Raw genomic sequence first — 19,423 nt, forward strand, 5'->3', positions numbered from 1 at the left:
AGTTAAGCCTTAATCTCTCCTCGCTTTTTTTGTAACTTCCAACTTGAGGGCTTATCTAGCAAGGAGCAAGTATGATTTTCCTACTCTTTGTTTTAAGTATTGTCATTCAGCTCATTGCAATATGGGCAATTTTCTTTTTTAACCTAAACAGGGTCGTTGGCAGTGTTCTTATGATTGCGGTAGCCATACTTACTGCATTCATTTTAACGCCATGGTCATTACTCTTAGGTATTCCTCTTATTGCGCTGAGCATTATCATTTTGTTTAAACCTTTACGGTTTAACTTAATTACTCAACCTGCATATAAAACTCTGGCAAATTCAATGCCGAGCATCAGCACAACCGAACAAGAAGCTTTAGAAGCAGGAACAAGCTGGTGGGAAAAAGAATTGTTTATGGGGACTCCAGACTGGTCGCAATTTGAAAAATATCCCTATCCTACACTTTCACAAGAAGAGCAAAGTTTTATCGATAATGAAGTTGAAGTGCTATGTAGTATGCTTGATGAATGGGAAATTCATCATCAATTAAAAGACCTTCCTCCTGAAGTTTGGCAATTCATTAAAGATAAAGGTTTCTTAGGCCTAATTATTCCAAAATCCTTTGGCGGTAAAGAATTTAGCTCATTTGCTCAAAGTCGTATTATGAGCAAAATTGCCTCACGTTCATTAACCGCAGCAGTGAGTTGTATGGTCCCTAACTCTTTAGGACCCGGCGAACTACTCATGCACTACGGTACTGATGCACAAAAGCAGCAATACTTACCAGGTCTTGCCAAAGGTGAAGAAATTCCATGCTTTGGTTTAACGAGTCCAGAAGCAGGTTCAGATGCAGGCGCAATTCCAGATTCGGGAGTGGTTTGCTACGGCGAATATGAAGGCGCTCAAGTTCTTGGTCTACGCATGAATTTCTCTAAACGCTGGATTACGCTTGCTCCAATTGCCACCGTAGTTGGCTTAGCATTTAAGCTTTATGACCCTGAAGGTCTACTCGGTGATAAAAATAAAACTGAATACGGTATTACCTGCGCACTCATTCCTGCAAGCCATTCAGGTGTGAAAATAGGTGCACGCCATTATCCCGGATCTCCATTTATGAATGGAACAGTAGAAGGTGAAGATGTCTTCATTCCAATTGACTGGATTATTGGCGGACAAGAAAATGCTGGTAAAGGCTGGCGCATGCTGATGGAATGCTTAGGCGTCGGTCGTGGCATTTCCCTTCCAGCATTAGCCACAGCCGCAGGTGAAATGAGCTATTTAACTGTCGGTGCTTTTGCGAGAATTCGTCAACAGTTCAATATTTCTGTCGGCAAATTTGAAGGTGTACAAGAAGCCAGCAGTGAAATTGCCAGTGATGCCTATATGCTTGAAGCATTCCGTTATTTAGTGACATGTGGTTTAAATCAAGGCGGAACCCCTGCCGTGATGACCGCCATGGCAAAATACTATGCAACTGAAACCATGCGCAAAGTGGTTAATCACGGCATGGATATTGCTGGTGGTCGTGGCATTCAGCTTGGGCCCCGCAACTTCCTTGCACTTACCTATCAAGCTATTCCTATTGCAATTACAGTCGAAGGTGCAAATATTTTAACCCGTTCATTAATGATTTTTGGTCAGGGTTCAATGCGCTGTCACCCTTATCTTTTTGAAGAACTACAATTGCTTCAGTCTGATGATAAAGCCAATGCAGTTCAAAAATTCGATGACCTGTTATTTAAACACTTAGCCTATACCTTTAACCGTGGTGCAAAATCATTTGCTTATGGTTGGACAGGTGGTTCAAGTGATGCACCTCAATCATCAGATCAGTTCACTGCGAGTTACTATAAAACGATTAACCGTTTTAGTGCCAACTTCGCACTTGTTTCTGACATGTCGCTTGGCTTACTTGCCGGAGATTTAAAACGTAAAGAAATGCTATCAGGACGTTTAGCCGATATACATGCGCATTTATTTATATCTACTGCAATTTTAAAATTTTATGAAGCTGGGCAAAAAACTGAAGCTGAACAACTGCATGCTAAACTAGCACTACAAAAAGCATTCTTGAATATTCAGGAAGCATTTTGGGGGTTATTTGATAACTTCCCAGCCAAGTTTCCAGCAGCACTTGTAAAATGGATATGTTTCCCGTTAGGCCGCATGATTTCAAAACCTGACGATGAGTTAAAACAACAAGTAGCTGAACTTATGATGGAAGAACACCCATTTAGAGAGCAACTTAAACACCATGTGTACTATTCAACTGAACCTAATGACGTGACTGGACGTCTGGAACATACATTCCAGATTTTAAGAACCATCGAGCCACTTTGGGATAAGTTTAAGAAAGCTGAATCTAAAGGAAAATTTACAGGGCTTACTTTTGAAGAGAATATTGCGCAGGCTACAAAAGAAGGCTTTATTTCTGATAGCGAAGCTCAACAATTGTTGCAATACAACGCAATTCGATTTGACAGCATGCTTACCGATGTTTTTGATGAAAAACTCGACAAGGATTTGCCTTTATCAAACCCTCATCAAATAGTGTGACTGATGCCTCCACCAATTCACTATTGCAATCATTTTTGATTCGCATTAATTAATAAATAACCATAAAAGCGTCACTCGACGCTTTTATTTTTAGGAGAAATTAATGTCTAAGCAAGATTACGAAAATGGATTAAAAGTACGCACAGAAGTAATGGGAGAAGCTTTTGTAAAACGTGCACAAGAAAATACGGTACCCTTTACCCAGCCCTTACAAGACTGGATTAATGAACATGCTTGGGGTTCGACTTGGCAGCGTGAAGGTGTGCTACCACGTAAATATCGCTCATTAATCACTCTAGCAATGTTAACTGCGCTTAAATCTCCTACCGAGCTTAAAGGCCATGTCCGTGGTGCACTCAATAATGGTTGTACAGTGGAAGAAATTCAGGAAACTTTATTGCATAGTTTGCCATATTGCGGCGCTCCTGCTACTCAGGAAGCTTTTCGCGCTGCTTTAGAACTCATTCAAGAATATCAACAACAATAACTTTAATCTGAGCCAGAACTCTACTGGCTCACTTTGATCTAATTTAATGTAGTCGAATAAATATTTAAATTACGTTCACCAATTATAATAGCCTGACGGCAAATTCCTTCTACATTACGCTGGTTCTCAAAAACTGTTGCCGACATCGGCTCAAAACTATCAAAAAAGCAAATTTCATTTTGATCTATAGAATAAACCAGTGACTGATTACCTACGCCATCTAAAGTGTCGTAGTACACAATCATCATTTTTCCATTATGAATAGCAGCTTGAATATCTTGATAGCTCAAAGCAGATCCTATTGGAATTTTTAGTACCTTTGCTTCTTTATAGCTCATGCGTTCGCTCGGGCTAATATTGGGATCATCATCTGAATAAAAGGACACATCAAAACCAAATTTTTTTAAAGCAACAGCTAAAGCAATCGTATAGGTACCGTCTTGCTCATATCTGCAAACTTTAATCAACTCAGCAACATCAATTTGTACCCCATAATGCTTTAGTACCATCCAAACTGCGAAAACTCCACTGTTTGCCTCGAGGTTTGCCAAAGATTCGGGAATATTTAAGGCCATAATTTAAATCTAAAGTCGTAATTAAGCAGATAATAAACAAAACTGGATTGGCACTAAAAGCTTTTCCAAGTACAATGTTTCGCTAGTCGAGGGATGCTGCGACAAATGATCGGCACTAAAGATCATTTTGCCAGGCTCGACGATCGGTTAAACACTCGTTTTAACCAACAACGGCATCCGCGAACAGAATGATCAATACTATTTTTTCCTAGGAGATCCTGATGAACGCGGTTAATGCTTCATTTACAGATTACAAAGTTGCTGACATCTCACTTGCTGACTACGGTCGTAAAGAAATCAAACTTGCTGAAGCAGAAATGCCAGCTTTGATCGGCTTACGTAAACGCTATGCAGCTTCTAAACCACTTGCTGGCGCAAAAATTCTTGGCTGTATCCACATGACCATTCAAACAGCGGTTCTTATTGAAACGCTTGTTGAATTAGGTGCTGAAGTTCGCTGGACATCTTGCAACATTTTCTCTACTCAAGACCATGCTGCTGCTGCAATTGCTGCTCGCGGTATTCCAGTTTTTGCTTGGAAAGGTGAAACTGAAGAAGAATATGTATGGTGCTTAGAACAACAGATCAATGTAAATGGTCAACCTTGGGATGCCAACATGATTTTGGACGATGGCGGTGACTTAACTGCTCTTGTTCATGAAAAATATCCTGCTCTTTTAGAACGTATTCACGGTATTACCGAAGAAACAACTACAGGTGTTCAACGTCTTATCGAAATGTGGAAAGACGGCACTTTAAAAGTACCTGCAATTAACGTAAATGACTCGGTTACTAAGTCTAAAAACGACAACAAATATGGTTGCCGTCACTCATTAAATGACGCGATCAAACGTGCAACAGATATGTTGTTATCTGGCCGCCGTGCGCTTGTGATCGGTTACGGTGACGTAGGTAAAGGTTCTGCTCAATCTTTACGTCAAGAAGGCATGATCGTTCGTGTCACAGAAGTTGACCCAATTTGTGCAATGCAAGCATGTATGGACGGCTATGAAGTTGTATCTCCATACAAAAACGGCGTACAAACAGGTAAAAAAGAAGATATTAACCACGATCTTCTTGGCAACACTGACCTTGTTGTAACAACGACTGGTAACTACCACGTGTGTGATGCCGCAATGCTAGACAGCTTAAAAGCTGGTGCAGTTGTATGTAACATCGGTCACTTCGACACAGAAATCGATACAGCTTATTTACGTGGTTACAAGTGGGTTGAAGTTAAGCCACAAGTTCACCAAGTTTATCGTTCAGAAGACGAAAACAACTACCTTATCCTTCTTTCTGAAGGTCGCCTTGTAAACTTAGGTAATGCAACTGGTCACCCATCACGTGTAATGGATGGTTCTTTTGCTAACCAAGTTTTAGGCCAAATTCACTTATTCCAAGAGAAATTTGCTGACCTTCCTGCAAGCGAAAAAGCTGCAAAAATTCGCGTAGAAGTTCTTCCTAAGAAACTTGACGAAGAAGTTGCTGCAGCAATGGTTGCAGGTTTCGGTGGTGTACTTACTCAGTTAACTCAAGAGCAAGCCGATTATTTAGGTGTTGCTGTTGAGGGACCATTCAAATCTGACGCTTACAAATACTAAGAACTTAAGGGCAGACGGTGAACCGACTGCCCTTTTTTCTAAAAATGTTTCGCTGTTTACAAGGATTTGACATGACTAAACGTACACCTATTTCTTTTGAGTTTTTCCCGCCAAAAACTGATGCCGGTGCTGAAAAACTTCGTATTGTTCACCAAGAATTACAGCTATTAAATCCAGAGTTTTTCTCGATTACTTATGGCGCTGGTGGTTCTACTCGCGAACGTACACTTGCCGCTATTGAAGATTTCAACGGTAAAGGCACTCCTGTTGCCCCTCACCTTTCTTGTATTGGTGATGATAAGACGCGTATTGCTGAACTACTCGATTTATATAAAGCTCAAGGCATTGACCGTATTGTCGCTTTACGTGGCGACTTACCATCTGGACAGGTTGGTCTTGGCGAGCTTCCTTATGCTCAAGACTTAGTACGTTTTATTCGTGAGCACTCAGGTGATCATTTTCATATTGAAGTTGCAGCTTACCCAGAAATGCATCCTCAAGCTGAAAGCCTTGATTCAGACATCCAACGTTTTATTGAAAAAGTACAAGCTGGTGCCAATGCTGGAATTACCCAATTCTTCTTTAATCCAGATTCATACTTTTATTTTATGGAGCGTTTGGAAAAAGCTGGAATTAACATTCCGGTAGCTCCTGGTATCATGCCGATTACCAATGCAAGCAACTTAATTCGCTTTGCAGATGGTACTGGTGCTGAAATTCCTCGCTGGATCCGTAAGCAGTTACAAGCCTATGGCGATGACAGCGAAAGTATTAAAGCTTTTGGTCATGAAGTGGTTGTTAAGCTATGCGAACGCCTGATTGCAGGTGGTGCACCAAGCTTGCACTTCTATTCAATGAACCAAGTCGAACCAACTCGTCAACTTGTTGTTGATCTTGGTTTAAATTAATTTTGTAAGGCGTACCCAATGAATCGTTTTTTTATCGAAACTGAACTTACAGTTGGCTCAACAATTCAGCTGACTGAATCGGTATTCCATCATTGGGTACGTGTTTTACGTGCACAACTACAAGAACAAGCGACTCTATTTAATGGACAAGGCGGAGAATATCTCGCAACATTGACCGAAATTAATAAAAAAAATGCATTTGTCACAATTGAGAGTTTTAATCCTGCAAACCGTAACGCTCCTTTTAAAGCTATTCTTGGTCAGGTCATGAGTAAAGGTGACCGAATGGATTATGCTATTCAGAAAGCCACTGAACTTGGTGTTAGCAAAATTCAGCTTTTAACCAGTGAACGTTGTGAAATGCGCTTGAAATATGACCGAGACCAAAAAAAATTAGACCATTGGCAAGCTGTTGCGATTGCAGCATGTGAGCAATGTGGACTTAACTTAGTCCCAGAAGTTTTAGCCCCTATTTCGCTTAATGAATGGCTAAGCTCTTCTGAACTTCCTGTATCTAAATTTGTTTTAGCTCCTGAAAAAGAACAAAAAGATGTATTGTCAGGGATTCAGCCTGAACTTGCCCTATTAATTGGACCAGAGGGTGGTTTAAGCGAAAATGAAATTACGCAAGCGAATCAAGCTGGTTTTATGAACTGGTGTATTGGAGATCGTGTATTACGCACTGAAACTGCACCTGTTGTGGCATTATCTATTTTAAATTATCGGTTTTTATCCATATAAACTAATTGAACATTGATTAAATCAACAATTAAAGTTAACTTACTTTTACTGTATGAATATTAATTTAAATTTTTTTCCACTGATAAATCAGATTCTTTCTGTATAAATGTAAAAAAATAGGATAGAAAAATCTTATGTCTGGCCTTCAGGAAGAATATTTACAGCATCAAACAAAAATTGAACAGCTCCGGCTCTCAATTCAATATATTCGCTGGTATCTGATTAGCCTAATATTACTTTGCCTAATTTCAGCCCTTATTTTCTCTTGTTACTTTACTTCTTACATTACAAAATTTATTTGGTCAATTGGCTTTACCGTTTTAATTTTTACCTGTCTATTATTTATTCCAAAACTTTTAACACAATATCGCGATATTAATTTTATTAAAAAAACTGATTTGACCCTGCAAGCTATTTGTTTGCTCTCTGGAATTTTAATGGGAATAAATATAATTGTTCTTCATTTTTCGCTTCCAGCTAGCTTAATCTCCGTATCCGATGTTCATATCCTAATCGCCCTATTTATTACTTCAGCACACATTATTGGTCTTACTTTTTTAACTCAGCAGCCCCGATATTTTTATTTACTCTTTATTCCAAGTACAGTTCCACTCCTTATTAGTCAATTTACCCATTCTCAAGTCACCCAACTTCCTTTTTACTTTGCTTATAACTTAGCCTTTGTAGCAACTTTGCTTTGTGCATATGCAACTCAACGTAACTATCAAAAAATTTCTCAACTATTATTTAAAAATAAGCAACTTGTACAAGTCGCAGAACAGCATACTCAATGGGCTGAAGAGTTATGTGTACAGCTCCAACAAGAAGTAAATAAATCCAAAGATATTGAAGCACAGCTTCAATTTAATAATCATTTACTCGAACAAAAAGTACGTGAGAGAACATACGACTTAACCAAAATGAATGAGAGGCTTGAAAGTCATCGTCATAATTTAGCATTTGCCCATGAAACTGCAGGTATTCGACCGTGGGACTGGGATATTGAAAAACAAAAACTAGAAATCACTTTTTTTGATCAACAAAAACAAACGCAAAATACCTCTTTACATCTCAAAGCCATATTAGAGCGTATTCATCCGAATGACCGAAAATTATTTGATGAACGTTTAAAAGAACATTTGGAAGGAAAATCTGATCATTTCAATATTACTTTTCGTATTTTACGTCGTAATGGCTCTTGGCGCTGGATTCATGATGTAGGGCGTGTCATTAGCCGTGATCCTAAAACCAATAAAGCTTTACGCATGGTTGGAATGACCAGAGATATTCATCAGGAAAAAAAAGATCAAGAGCATTTAAGACTCTGCGCTATTGTGCTTGAACAAGCTGCTGAAGGAATTTTCATTCTAGATGAAAAACTTAATTATATTGATGTTAATCCTTATTATGAAAAATTAACTGGTTTTTCGAAATCTGAGTTATTAAATCAGCAGTTATTTAACATCGCAATAAATCAGAAATTGCAGCAACAACAGTTTCATGACTCGATTACTCAACAACTTCTTAAAACTGGTGAATATATGGGCCAGTTTGATGAAAAATTTGCTTCGGGTAAGAGTGTTTATTTATGGCTTCATATTAATGCAGTTAAAGATGAACACAATCAAGTCATTAATTATATTGGTTTTGCACGTGATTTAACTGAGCAAAAACGCCAAGAGCAACATTTATCTTATTTAAAAAATTATGATAGTTTAACTCACCTTCCTAACCGTTTTTATTATTACAATCAATTACATCAATATTTAGTCAATCCTTCTTATAGTTTTAAAAATCTGGCATTAATTCGAATTAATATTGATAGATTTAGAGCATTTAATGAGTTCTTAAATAATGATAGTGGTGACGAACTACTGAAACAATTTGCACAGCGTCTACGTCTCACCAATATTAATGCTATTTTAGTCGCTTATTTAAATGGGGACGATTTTGCGATTATTTATGAAATATCACCGATTCACCCAAATATTGAGCAATATTGTCAAAATATATTACAAGCTTTGAATGCACCTTTTTATATTGATCAGCAGGAATATTTTATTACAGCATCTATTGGAGTCGCTTGTTTTCCAGAACATGGCAGACAAGTTGACCATCTTAACAACCACGCTGAACAAGCATTGTCAGAAGCAAAACGTCTGGGCGGCAATACTATTAGCTATTATTGTAATAAAACAACAAATCCATATAAGACAGCCGATTTAGAACAAGAACTCCGTAAAGCCATTCAAAATGATGAGTTCGTTGTTTATTACCAACCGAAAATTAATTTAAATGACAAATCAGTTAAGGGTTTTGAAGCTTTAATTCGCTGGCAACATCCTGAAAAAGGACTAGTTATGCCAAATATGTTTATTCCTTTTGCTGAACGTAGTAGCCTTATTTCTGATATCGGTAAAGTCGTTTTAGATAAAGTCGGCAAACAATTACAAGAATGGAAAAAAGCTGGCTATACAGATATCCAAGTCTCGGTAAATATTGTTGCCCAACAAATTCATCGAGGCCTTTTACTCAATGACTTGGATGAGTTTTTAGAACAATATCAGTTAGATGGTTCAAATTTAGAGCTAGAAATTACCGAATCGGCTTTATTAGACAATACTGATAATGTGAAAAAATTATTGCATTCAATTAAAGAACGCAATATTTCAATTGCACTCGATGATTTTGGTACAGGTTATTCATCTTTAGCTTATCTAACAGAGTACCCAATCGATATTTTGAAAATAGATCGAGCCTTTATTTCTAAAATTGGTGATCAAAAACAAGAAGCGATTGTCAATGCTATGATTGCGATGGGCAAAAGTATGGGATTAAAACTGGTTGCTGAAGGTGTTGAAACTGAGGAACAAGTCATTTATCTACAAAAACAACAATGTGATTTTTTACAAGGCTATTTCTTTAGTCGCCCACTCCATCCAAATCAGATTATTCAATATCTACAATCAAATACGTATATTTCATAATTGTTTTAACAGTCTATTTTACATGCGCTGGTTTTTCCAAAAATGAGCGTTTTTGACTGTGAGAAATAAAGAAGTAGTGTTATATTCTTTAGCATTTAGCTCACTACGGGGCTATTGGCAATTCGTCTACTATTCTCTTAATTGGTAAAAATTAAAGCAAAGTAAACGAAATGAGTTGCCTCCCCCTAAATGAGTGATTTGACTAGTTTGCTTTTTTGTATCAAATAGAGACTCAGATGGACGATCAATCTTTAAAACAGGCCGCTTTAAATTACCACGAATATCCAAATCCAGGGAAAATCAGCGTCACGCCTAGTAAGCAACTCGTCAACCAACGAGATTTGGCTCTAGCTTATTCACCAGGGGTTGCTGCTCCATGTTTAGAGATTGAACGTGATCCTTCAGCTGCTGCAAAATACACAGCGCGTGGTAACTTAGTTGCTGTTGTCAGTAACGGTACTGCGGTTCTTGGTTTAGGTAACATCGGTCCATTAGCTTCTAAACCGGTAATGGAAGGTAAAGGCGTTCTGTTTAAAAAGTTCGCTGGTGTTGATGTATTTGATATTGAAATTGCTGAAAACGATCCAGATAAAATCGTTGATATTGTTGCTTCATTAGAACCAACTTTTGGCGGCATTAACCTTGAAGATATCAAAGCACCAGAATGTTTCTATATTGAGAAGAAACTTCGTGAACGCATGAAAATTCCTGTGTTCCATGATGACCAACACGGTACAAGTATTATTGTAGGTTCAGCATTATTAAATGCTTTACAAATCGTTAATAAGAAAATTGAAGAAATCAAAATCGTTGCTTCAGGTGCAGGTGCTGCTGCCCTTTCTTGTTTAGATTTACTTTGCGCGTTAGGCGTAAATAAAGAAAATATCATTGTTGCCGATTCTCGTGGTTTACTTACGACTTCACGTGAAGGCTTAGATGAATCTAAAAAGCGTTATGTACAAGACATTAAAGCGACTCAATTACATGAAGTAATGGCTGGCGCAGATATGTTCTTAGGTCTTTCAGCTGCAGGTATTCTCACCAAAGATATGGTGAAACAAATGGCTGAAAATCCAATTATTTTTGCATTAGCAAACCCAGATCCAGAAATTCTGCCTGAACATGCACATGAAGTACGTCCTGATGTCATTATGGCAACTGGTCGTTCGGACTACCCGAACCAAGTAAACAATGCGTTATGTTTCCCTTATATCTTCCGCGGTGCACTTGACGTAGGTGCTACAACAATTAACGAAGATATGAAAATTGCATGTGTACACGCAATTGCACGTATGGCTCACGTAGAAGCTGACGCAGCTACTTATGGTGAAAAATCTGCTTCATTTGGTCGTGACTACTTAATTCCACGCCCACTTGATCAACGCTTAATTTTAGAAATCGCACCTGCTGTTGCTAAAGCAGCAATGGATTCAGGTGTTGCAACTCGTCCTATCGAAGATTTCTCTGCATATCGTCAAAAACTTTCTGAGTTTGTTTATAACTCAGCATTCTTGATGAAACCAATCTTTGCTCAAGCAAAAACAGATCCTAAACGTATTGCATATGCTGAAGGCGAAGATGAGCGCGTATTACGTGCTGTTCAAATTGCAGTTGATGAAGATTTAGCTAAACCAATTTTAGTTGGTCGTACTGCAGTCATTGAAGCAAACATCAAAAAATTAGGTCTACGTTTACAACACGGTGTAAATATTGAGATTGTAGATCAAGAACAAAACCCGATGTATGAAGAGTTTTGGAAAGACTACTACCAAACAATGCAACGTAAAGGCATTACTGTTGAATATGCTCAACGTGAAGCTCGCCGTCGCTCAACTTTAATTGCATCTCTTCTGGTTAAATTCGGCAAAGCAGATGGTATGTTATGTGGTACGTACAGTAGCTATAACATTCACCTTGACTTTGTGCGTAACGTTATTGGTCTTAAAGAAGGTATGAACAACTTCTTCACGCTCAATGCATTAATGCTTGAAGACCGTAACTTGTTTATTGCTGATACGTATGTAAACACTAACCCGACTGCCGAACAACTTGCTGAAATGACAATCTTAGCAGCTGAAGAAGTACGTCGCTTTGGTATTACACCACGCGTAGCTTTACTTTCTCACTCAAGTTTCGGTAGCGACCAGACTGATTCAAGCGCTCAAAAAATGCGTGAAGTTTATCGTATTTTATCTGAGCAAGCTCCTGAGCTTGAAGTTGAAGGTGAAATGCATGGTGATGCAGCGTTAGACGAAAGCATTCGTCAATATGCTTTCCCAGGTTCACGTTTCAAAGGTTCAGCAAACTTGCTTATTATGCCGAACCTAGATGCAGCAAACATTTCATTTAACTTGTTAAAAGCAACTTCTGGTAACAACGTTACAATTGGTCCAATTTTGCTAGGTGCTGCTAAACCAGTTCATATTTTGACACCTACAGCGACGACTCGCCGCCTTATCAATATGACTGCTTTAACTGTTGCTGAAATTCAACAACAAGAAAAGTAATTTAGAAACTGCTTTTTACGAAAAGCATCTCTAATCACTTGAGAAAACCTCTATTCTGTAGCATGATTGCTTGAAGAATAGAGGTTTTTTCATGCAAGTGTATTTAGTAGGCGGTGCCGTCCGAGATTTTTTACTTGGGCATCCCTATCAAGAAAAAGACTATGTTGTTGTCGGTGCAACGCCGGAACACATGCTCGCCCAAGGTTTCCAGCCTGTAGGCAAAGATTTCCCTGTGTTTCTTCATCCTCAAACCAAAGAAGAATACGCACTTGCACGAACCGAACGAAAGTCTGGTCAGGGATATCATGGGTTTCAATTCTTTACTGATACAACCGTAAGTTTAGAAGACGACTTAATTCGCCGTGACTTAACAATTAATGCAATTGCCATGGATCAAGATGGCAAAATATATGATCCATATGGTGGTCAAAGCGACTTAGAAAATAAAATTCTACGTCATGTTTCAGAAGCATTTGCTGAGGATCCCCTACGGGTTTTGCGTGTCGCTCGTTTTGCTGCACGATATTTTCCATATGGTTTTCAAATTGCGCCAGAGACTTTGCAACTTATGCAAACCATGGCAGAGTCAGGTGAACTGGATGCATTAACACCAGAGCGTGTTTGGAAAGAGACCTCTCGCGCTTTAATGGAAACTCATGCAGATATTTATTTTCAAACTTTGCGTGATTGTGGCGCATTAAAACATCTTTTTCCTGAAATTGATGCTTTATTTGGTGTACCTCAACGTCCTGAATATCATCCTGAAGTAGATTGTGGCGTTCATACCCTTATGTCATTACAACAAGCTTGTAAATCGAATTACTCACTCGATGTACGTTTTGCTGTTTTAGTGCATGATTTAGGTAAGGCTCTTACTCCAGCCGATGAGCTTCCTCGTCATATCATGCATGAAGAACGTGGAATTAAACCAGTTACTCAATTATGTGAACGTTTAAGAGTCCCAACGCAAACCAAGCAGTTGGCATTATCAGTGTGTAAAGAGCATTTAAAATGCCACCAGATTATGTCATTAAAGCCAGGTACTTTATGGCGTCTATTACAACGCTTAGATGTTTTACGTCGTCCAGAAAGAGTAGAAGCTTTTGTCCAAGCCTGTGAATGTGATGCAAAAGGCAGATTAGGGCTAGAAGATCGTCCGTATCCTCAAGCTCAATATATGCGTGAAGCGATGCAAATTGTTCGCTCTATTAAAGTTCAGGATTTACCAGAGAACATTAAGGGTGCAGAAATTGGTGAAATGCTCATTCAATATCGAATTGAGGCTTTAGCTGAGTTTAAAAATCAACATCAAAGCCTTAGCCATTCTTAATCAGTAGTCATAAAAAAAGCCTCATCTTGAGGCTTTTTTTATTGAGGTTTTAACGTTTAGGAAGCGGGATATACTGAGATTGAGTATTTTGCGCTTTTCGCTCGCCCACAGTCACAACAAAGTTTTGTTGTTTACCATCTCGTTCAACCAATACATTAATTTCACTATTTGGCGCCTGTAAAGCAACGTAGTTAATCAAATGAGAAGCCGAAGTAATCGGTTCATTATTCACCTGAACAATTTTATCGCCCACTTTAATACCAGCAGAAGCCGCTGGACCATTTTTTAATACATCAGCAACGATTACACCAACTGGTGGTTTTGGTGCCAATACATCGTCTTGTGTAGGTGGTAGTAAACTAATACCTAACCAACCACGAACCACACGGCCATCTTTTAAAATTGAGTTGAGAACTTGTTGACAAACCTTCGCAGGAATAGCGAAACCAATACCTAAAGAACCACCTGATTGTGAAAAAATAGCCGTATTCACACCAATCAAGTTACCAGCAACATCAATTAAGGCTCCCCCTGAATTTCCAGGGTTAATTGCTGCATCAGTTTGAATAAAGTCTTCATAGGTATTAATACCTAAATCTGATCGACCTGTCGCTGAAACAATACCTTGAGTTACCGTTTGTCCTACACCAAACGGGTTACCAATTGCTAAAACAACATCACCCACTTCATTACCACTCAATTTAAATGGCAATACTGGCAGTTTATCTAAATCGATTTTAATAACTGCCAAATCTGTATCTGGGTCAGTCCCCACAATTGTAGCTTCTGCACGACGTCCGTCATGTAAAGCAACTACGATCTGGTCAGCTTGGGCAATCACATGGTTGTTGGTAAGAATATAACCATCAGCACGAACAATAACCCCTGAACCTAAGCTATTTTCATTTTGCTGTTGTTGTTCAGGAACCTGATTTCCAAAAAATTCACGGAAAACCGGATCACTTAATAAAGGATGATTTTGTTTAACTTTCTGGGTCGTAAAAATATTAACAACTGCCGGCGCTGCAACTTTTACCGCAGCACTATAAGATACCACCCCACCCGTTCGAGAAGTATTCACCAGAGGCTCAACTTTCTCAGCAGGCATTTGCACCCCATCAACTGCAACAGTTGGTTTCGGCTGATGGTATTTTTGCCATGCAATAAAACTGGCAATTACAATAATAAGTAACACCCAAGGTAACCATGTAAAGGTGCGGCGCACGTTCATATCCTCTACGCAAAGAAGTTTTTAATTAAATTAATATATTGAACAAAAAGAGTTTTCAGTTAAGCATTTTAAATTAAATATGTCGATATACATAAAAAAGTCAAAAAAGATTTGTCTAGCTTTAGTTACACAACAAAATATGTTTCTATAGCTTTAGCAACTTTTACTACTCAATTCAGGAAATATCATGGCAAATTTGCATGAAATTATTCAGTGGTGCGACCAAACCTTAAAAGCAGCAGAGTTTAAAGATTACGCACCAAATGGCCTGCAAATTGAAGGTTCAACTGAAGTAAAACGTATTGTTTGTGCAGTGACTGCTTCTGAAGATGCAATTGATGCAGCTATTGCTCAAAATGCCGATCTATTACTTGTACACCACGGTTATTTTTGGAAAGGCGAACCGTATCCTATTACTGGTATGCGAGGCAACCGCATTAAAAAACTCATTCAAAATAATATTTCATTAGTCGCTTATCATCTACCTTTAGATGCACACCCATCTTTAGGCAATAATATCGCCATTGCAGAAAAGCTAAACTTGCAAAGCTTAGAACCACTCGATTTAACCGAGAAACACCCAATTGGTAATATTGGTTATTTAGAACAAGCACTTTCTGTAGATGACTTTAAAGCAAAACTACAAAACAGTTTTGATTTTAAAGTGATTCACTTACCAGCCGAGAAGAAAACGATTCAAAAAGTAGGTTTCTGTACAGGCGGTGCTCAGGATTTTATTGCTAAAGCTGCTTTGCAAAATTGTGATGCTTATATTTCAGGGGAAGTCAGTGAACGAACTTTTTACGAAGCAAAAGAATTAGGTGTTCATTATTTTGCCTGTGGTCACCATGCAACCGAACGTTATGGAGTTCAACGTTTGGCACAAGCCATTTCAAAACAGTTCACAGTTGAATCTGAATATTTTGAATTGAATAATCCGATTTAATTAAGTCTTTTTTTCAATCTGTGTTATGCGTATTAATTAGATCTTTATTGTGTATAGTTCTTTAAAACGATGCCCTATTGTTAACAGAATCATTTACAATAGAGCCACTTAATATTGTATAACCCAGCAAATGCAAGGAATAGGAACATGACAACCATTACTTTACCTGCACTTCCATATGGCTATGATGATTTAGCGCCACATATCAGTAAAGAAACTTTAGAATACCATCACGACAAACACCATAACACCTATGTTGTTAACTTAAACAACTTAATCAAAGGCACTGACCTTGAAGGTAAAACTTTAGAAGAAATCATCAAAGCAACTGCTGGTGACGCATCTAAAGCTGGTATTTTCAACAATGCTGCTCAAGTTTGGAACCACACTTTCTACTGGAACAGCATGAAGCCAAATGGTGGTGGTAAACCTACTGGCGCAATCGCTGCTAAAATCGACGAAGCTTTTGGTAGCTACGAAAAATTTGCAGAAGAATTTACTGCTGCTGCAACAACTCAATTCGGTTCAGGTTGGGCTTGGTTAGTTGCTGATGAAGTAAACGGTAAACTTTCTATTACTAAAACTTCAAATGCAGACACTCCACTTGCACATGGTCAAATTGCTGTATTAACAATTGACGTATGGGAACATGCTTACTACATCGATTTCCGTAACTTACGTCCTAAATACATCGCAACTTTCTTAGAAAGCCTTGTGAACTGGGACTATGCAAATGCAAAACTTGCAGGTCAGCCAGCTGGTGTAGAGAAATAATTTTATTTCTTTATAAAAAAACCACCCTCTTTAGGGTGGTTTTTTTATTTTTAAGGCAACAAAAGCATATTAATCAAGCAAACGATTCATTTTCTTTAATATTCTTATTGACGCTTTTAGATTTCATCCATAAAATGCGCATCAGATTCTCCAATAGCTCAGTCGGTAGAGCGACGGACTGTTAATCCGCAGGTCCCTGGTTCGAGCCCAGGTTGGAGAGCCATCTACTAATCTCCCATAGCTCAGTCGGTAGAGCGACGGACTGTTAATCCGCAGGTCCCTGGTTCGAGCCCAGGTCGGAGAGCCATCTACTAATCTCCCATAGCTCAGTCGGTAGAGCGACGGACTGTTAATCCGCAGGTCCCTGGTTCGAGCCCAGGTTGGAGAGCCATCTACTAATCTCCCATAGCTCAGTCGGTAGAGCGACGGACTGTTAATCCGCAGGTCCCTGGTTCGAGCCCAGGTGGGAGAGCCAAGATTCTTAAAAACCCACTCATTACGAGTGGGTTTTTATTTGTATGATGTTGTCACATGTTCGAATCGAGTCACTTATTTTTTATTGTTTTAGGTTGCTTAAGCACCTGTATTTTTCTTATTGTTTGTTTACGTCCCTATTTATTCCCAAAACAAAAATTCTTTGCTCGTCCTGTTATTACTAATTTTGAAACTCAAATGTTTATACGTCTAAAACAGAGTTTCCCAACTTGCCATGTTTTAGCTCAAGTGGCGTTTAGCGCATTAATCACCAGCAATGACTATAAGGTTCGTAGCCAGTTCAATCGTAAAGTTACCGACTTTGTTTTGCTTAATGACAAAATGGAAGTAATTGCTATTATTGAGTTAGATGACCCTACTCACCTTGAAAAAGCAGAAGAAGACCGTCTACGCGATCAAATGCTGACAGAAGCCGGATATATCGTAAAACGTTATACAAGCATACCGAGCGTACGCCAACTACAAAGAGATATTCATTGAACAGCTAATGCTATTTCTTATCTGAATTTGCAGCCTCTTTTTCAGCTATTCTTTTTTCCATTTCTATACGTTGCTGCTCATATTGTTTTTTATTCTTAGCATCACTCTTTGCAGCCAAGAAAAGTATTCCAATAATTAAAAAAGGAATAAGTAAACCCAACCCCATTAATAACCAAGGAACAGATTTTTTTTCAACTGATTGCTGACTCATAAGTGATTTAAACTCGAACATCATTAATTTTAAGCTATGTAACAATATAACAAAAAAGAGCCTATATAAAGGCTCTTTTCTTAAGCTTAATGCTAGTTAAATAAAACTTAGAACTTACCTGTACAGTGCGGGCTTTGGCTAGCATCTTTCTGTGCATCAGTTAGAACAATACCGGTACCTGCTGACATATTCGTTTGAATAAAATCTACGGCATTTGCATTTTGACATACGATTGCTTGTGTATGAGTCGCATTCGGTACAATGGTTAAGTTATATCCCTTATCGTACCCAGCTTGAGGGAAAAATTTCAAAGCATTCGCTTTCATATTTGCGAATAAGGCTTGTGTTACTACAGGCAATACTGCCTGATCTTTTTCACCTTGAATAATAAATACAGGTGCTTTAATAACTTTTTCAGCTGTAGCATTCGTTGCAGGTTGAGTCGATGTTAAAAAACTTTGAACTACTTGATCGGTCTTGAATTTATTTAGATCAATACCGTACTGTGAAATTTGATGTGTAGGGTCAGCTAAGAAAGCTAGGATTCCTGCTTTAAATTTCTCCTGTAAACCATTTGCAGTATCAGGTGCAGGATAACTCAGACATGTACCATCATCTCCTGTACGACCATAAGCCAATTCTGCAATATCAGCTGCCCCTGATGTAAAGATTGACTTCAAATCATAATTTGGTTGCTGTGCTTTAATCCCAGCACTTGCAAAAGCAGCATATGCTAACAATTCGGCATATCCTTCTGCAGTTTTATCAATTGTTGGTACAGCAAGCGCCAGTGGATCATTTGGAGACATTTGCCCTGCAGCAATCGCTGCATCAATTTGTCTACGCGCTATAATTGCCTGATCTAGCTTACTAACTGCAAAATTACTATCTTGATTCATTGCAGGATCAATATAAATTTGAATAATTGTGCCCAAGCTTGATGCCGGCGCCCCAGCTACAGCACCTTTATAACTTGTATCTGTATTGGCGAATTCAGCAGTACCTAATGATGCATGTCCACCTTGTGATTGGCCAATTGACATCCAATCGCCTTTCAACTGATTTCCATAATGGTCTTTTGCTGCCTTGACTGCTGCTAATGCGGATTTTGCTTCACTAGACAAGTTTAAATACGGATGTACACCTGGCGTACCTAAACCCTCATAATCTGGTGCAATAATCACATAACCTGCTGCTAATAAGTTTTCAGCTAAAATTTTAAATCGTGGATTAATTGCATTTTTACTTGGCGCGCAGCTATCTCCTACTCCTACAGTTCCATGCTCCCATACAACCACTCGATAACCATCTTTAGGTTGCGATGCTTTTGGGAACAATACCATAGCAGTAGCAGTGGCTGTTTTTCCCTGCACATTTGTCATGTTATAAGTCATGACTTTAATTGATGAAGCATTATCAACTTTATCTATAGCGTAATTACTTTCAGACAAAAAGGTCTTATTTGAATCTATCCCAGTGTAATCGTCATTGTTGTCATTACATGCTGTAAGAAATAATGCTGAAACCGATAATGTTATAGCTAAAGCAACTTTTGACCGTTTCATAAAATATCCTTTTTATGTTATGTGTTATTTATTCCGCATAATTTT

General features: G+C 38.4%; 15 protein-coding genes and 4 tRNA genes. 15 read left to right on the forward strand and 4 right to left on the reverse strand.

The window, feature by feature from the left end; genetic code table 11:
* Positions 1-71 precede the first annotated feature (71 nt).
* Entirely contained in the window at positions 72-2,537 is a 2,466-nt protein-coding gene (locus tag HMPREF0014_RS15575) for an acyl-CoA dehydrogenase (RefSeq protein ID WP_004886155.1), read from the forward strand.
* A gap of 103 nt (positions 2,538-2,640) precedes the next feature.
* Positions 2,641-3,024, forward strand: a complete 384-nt coding sequence (locus HMPREF0014_RS15580) for a carboxymuconolactone decarboxylase family protein (protein WP_006580668.1) — start codon at positions 2,641-2,643, stop codon at positions 3,022-3,024.
* Between the two features lie 38 nt (positions 3,025-3,062).
* Here HMPREF0014_RS15580 and HMPREF0014_RS15585 read toward each other — a convergent pair whose 3' ends face one another.
* Positions 3,063-3,599, reverse strand: coding sequence for a cysteine peptidase family C39 domain-containing protein (locus HMPREF0014_RS15585; protein ID WP_004886152.1), 537 nt, complete (start codon positions 3,597-3,599; stop codon positions 3,063-3,065).
* 221 nt (positions 3,600-3,820) lie between these two features.
* Here HMPREF0014_RS15585 and ahcY point away from each other — a divergent pair, with 221 nt between their 5' ends.
* From ahcY to HMPREF0014_RS15615, 6 genes are all read left to right on the forward strand, one after another.
* A complete protein-coding gene (gene ahcY, locus HMPREF0014_RS15590; RefSeq protein ID WP_000994845.1) occupies positions 3,821-5,203 on the forward strand; it encodes an adenosylhomocysteinase in 1,383 nt (460 codons plus the stop codon).
* Positions 5,204-5,274: 71 nt separating this feature from the next.
* The gene (metF, locus tag HMPREF0014_RS15595; protein WP_004707740.1) at positions 5,275-6,111 is read left to right on the forward strand and encodes a methylenetetrahydrofolate reductase [NAD(P)H]; all 837 of its coding nucleotides are present in this window, start codon (positions 5,275-5,277) and stop codon (positions 6,109-6,111) included.
* An 18-nt stretch (positions 6,112-6,129) separates the two neighbouring features.
* Entirely contained in the window at positions 6,130-6,852 is a 723-nt protein-coding gene (locus HMPREF0014_RS15600; RefSeq protein ID WP_004886148.1) for a 16S rRNA (uracil(1498)-N(3))-methyltransferase, read from the forward strand.
* Between the two features lie 134 nt (positions 6,853-6,986).
* Positions 6,987-9,839, forward strand: a complete 2,853-nt coding sequence (locus tag HMPREF0014_RS15605) for an EAL domain-containing protein (protein WP_006580666.1) — start codon at positions 6,987-6,989, stop codon at positions 9,837-9,839.
* A gap of 236 nt (positions 9,840-10,075) precedes the next feature.
* Positions 10,076-12,346, forward strand: a complete 2,271-nt coding sequence (locus HMPREF0014_RS15610; protein ID WP_002052468.1) for an NADP-dependent malic enzyme — start codon at positions 10,076-10,078, stop codon at positions 12,344-12,346.
* A gap of 91 nt (positions 12,347-12,437) precedes the next feature.
* Positions 12,438-13,676, forward strand: a complete 1,239-nt coding sequence (locus tag HMPREF0014_RS15615; RefSeq protein ID WP_002052620.1) for a multifunctional CCA addition/repair protein — start codon at positions 12,438-12,440, stop codon at positions 13,674-13,676.
* A 49-nt stretch (positions 13,677-13,725) separates the two neighbouring features.
* On the opposite strand, the gene HMPREF0014_RS15620 is transcribed toward HMPREF0014_RS15615, so the two are convergent.
* Positions 13,726-14,901 (reverse strand): trypsin-like peptidase domain-containing protein, encoded by a 1,176-nt coding sequence (locus tag HMPREF0014_RS15620; RefSeq protein ID WP_002052780.1) that lies wholly within the window; start codon positions 14,899-14,901, stop codon positions 13,726-13,728.
* 193 nt (positions 14,902-15,094) lie between these two features.
* On the opposite strand from HMPREF0014_RS15620, the gene HMPREF0014_RS15625 reads away from it, so the two are divergent.
* The 7 genes from HMPREF0014_RS15625 to HMPREF0014_RS15655 all read left to right on the forward strand — a co-directional run bounded on the left by HMPREF0014_RS15625 (position 15,095) and on the right by HMPREF0014_RS15655 (position 17,602).
* Positions 15,095-15,853 (forward strand): Nif3-like dinuclear metal center hexameric protein, encoded by a 759-nt coding sequence (locus HMPREF0014_RS15625; protein WP_004886136.1) that lies wholly within the window; start codon positions 15,095-15,097, stop codon positions 15,851-15,853.
* A gap of 147 nt (positions 15,854-16,000) precedes the next feature.
* A complete protein-coding gene (locus tag HMPREF0014_RS15630; RefSeq protein WP_000208083.1) occupies positions 16,001-16,627 on the forward strand; it encodes a superoxide dismutase in 627 nt (208 codons plus the stop codon).
* A gap of 147 nt (positions 16,628-16,774) precedes the next feature.
* A tRNA-Asn gene (locus HMPREF0014_RS15635) sits at positions 16,775-16,850 on the forward strand.
* Between the two features lie 8 nt (positions 16,851-16,858).
* Positions 16,859-16,934: transfer RNA gene (locus HMPREF0014_RS15640), tRNA-Asn, on the forward strand.
* 8 nt (positions 16,935-16,942) lie between these two features.
* Positions 16,943-17,018, forward strand: a tRNA-Asn gene (locus HMPREF0014_RS15645).
* Positions 17,019-17,026: 8 nt separating this feature from the next.
* Positions 17,027-17,102, forward strand: a tRNA-Asn gene (locus tag HMPREF0014_RS15650).
* 56 nt (positions 17,103-17,158) lie between these two features.
* Entirely contained in the window at positions 17,159-17,602 is a 444-nt protein-coding gene (locus tag HMPREF0014_RS15655; protein WP_004886134.1) for a DUF2726 domain-containing protein, read from the forward strand.
* A 10-nt stretch (positions 17,603-17,612) separates the two neighbouring features.
* Here the strand turns inward: HMPREF0014_RS15655 and HMPREF0014_RS15660 are convergent, their stop codons facing one another.
* Together HMPREF0014_RS15660 and HMPREF0014_RS15665 are read right to left on the reverse strand one after the other, a co-directional pair.
* Complete coding sequence (locus HMPREF0014_RS15660) at positions 17,613-17,813, reverse strand: hypothetical protein (protein ID WP_004886133.1); 201 nt, start codon at positions 17,811-17,813, stop codon at positions 17,613-17,615.
* Positions 17,814-17,920: 107 nt separating this feature from the next.
* On the reverse strand, positions 17,921-19,378 hold the full coding sequence (locus tag HMPREF0014_RS15665; protein WP_004886131.1) for a lipase family protein: 1,458 nt from the start codon (positions 19,376-19,378) through the stop codon (positions 17,921-17,923).
* Positions 19,379-19,423 lie beyond the last annotated feature (45 nt).

The sequence above is a fragment of the Acinetobacter sp. RUH 2624 genome (assembly GCF_000162375.2).
Lineage (GTDB): Bacteria > Pseudomonadota > Gammaproteobacteria > Pseudomonadales > Moraxellaceae > Acinetobacter > Acinetobacter nosocomialis.

Bases quoted from the DNA above. Each gene is read 5' to 3' on its own strand.
- HMPREF0014_RS15610 (WP_002052468.1), top strand. From the start codon at position 10,076: ATGGACGATCAATCTTTAAAACAGGCCGCTTTAAATTACCACGAATAT.
- HMPREF0014_RS15660 (WP_004886133.1), bottom strand. From the start codon at position 17,813: ATGAGTCAGCAATCAGTTGAAAAAAAATCTGTTCCTTGGTTATTAATG.
- HMPREF0014_RS15605 (WP_006580666.1), top strand. From the start codon at position 6,987: ATGTCTGGCCTTCAGGAAGAATATTTACAGCATCAAACAAAAATTGAA.
- HMPREF0014_RS15665 (WP_004886131.1), bottom strand. From the start codon at position 19,378: ATGAAACGGTCAAAAGTTGCTTTAGCTATAACATTATCGGTTTCAGCA.
- HMPREF0014_RS15600 (WP_004886148.1), top strand. From the start codon at position 6,130: ATGAATCGTTTTTTTATCGAAACTGAACTTACAGTTGGCTCAACAATT.
- HMPREF0014_RS15585 (WP_004886152.1), bottom strand. From the start codon at position 3,599: ATGGCCTTAAATATTCCCGAATCTTTGGCAAACCTCGAGGCAAACAGT.
- HMPREF0014_RS15655 (WP_004886134.1), top strand. From the start codon at position 17,159: ATGTTCGAATCGAGTCACTTATTTTTTATTGTTTTAGGTTGCTTAAGC.
- ahcY (WP_000994845.1), top strand. From the start codon at position 3,821: ATGAACGCGGTTAATGCTTCATTTACAGATTACAAAGTTGCTGACATC.
- HMPREF0014_RS15575 (WP_004886155.1), top strand. From the start codon at position 72: ATGATTTTCCTACTCTTTGTTTTAAGTATTGTCATTCAGCTCATTGCA.
- HMPREF0014_RS15580 (WP_006580668.1), top strand. From the start codon at position 2,641: ATGTCTAAGCAAGATTACGAAAATGGATTAAAAGTACGCACAGAAGTA.
- HMPREF0014_RS15630 (WP_000208083.1), top strand. From the start codon at position 16,001: ATGACAACCATTACTTTACCTGCACTTCCATATGGCTATGATGATTTA.
- HMPREF0014_RS15615 (WP_002052620.1), top strand. From the start codon at position 12,438: ATGCAAGTGTATTTAGTAGGCGGTGCCGTCCGAGATTTTTTACTTGGG.
- HMPREF0014_RS15625 (WP_004886136.1), top strand. From the start codon at position 15,095: ATGGCAAATTTGCATGAAATTATTCAGTGGTGCGACCAAACCTTAAAA.
- metF (WP_004707740.1), top strand. From the start codon at position 5,275: ATGACTAAACGTACACCTATTTCTTTTGAGTTTTTCCCGCCAAAAACT.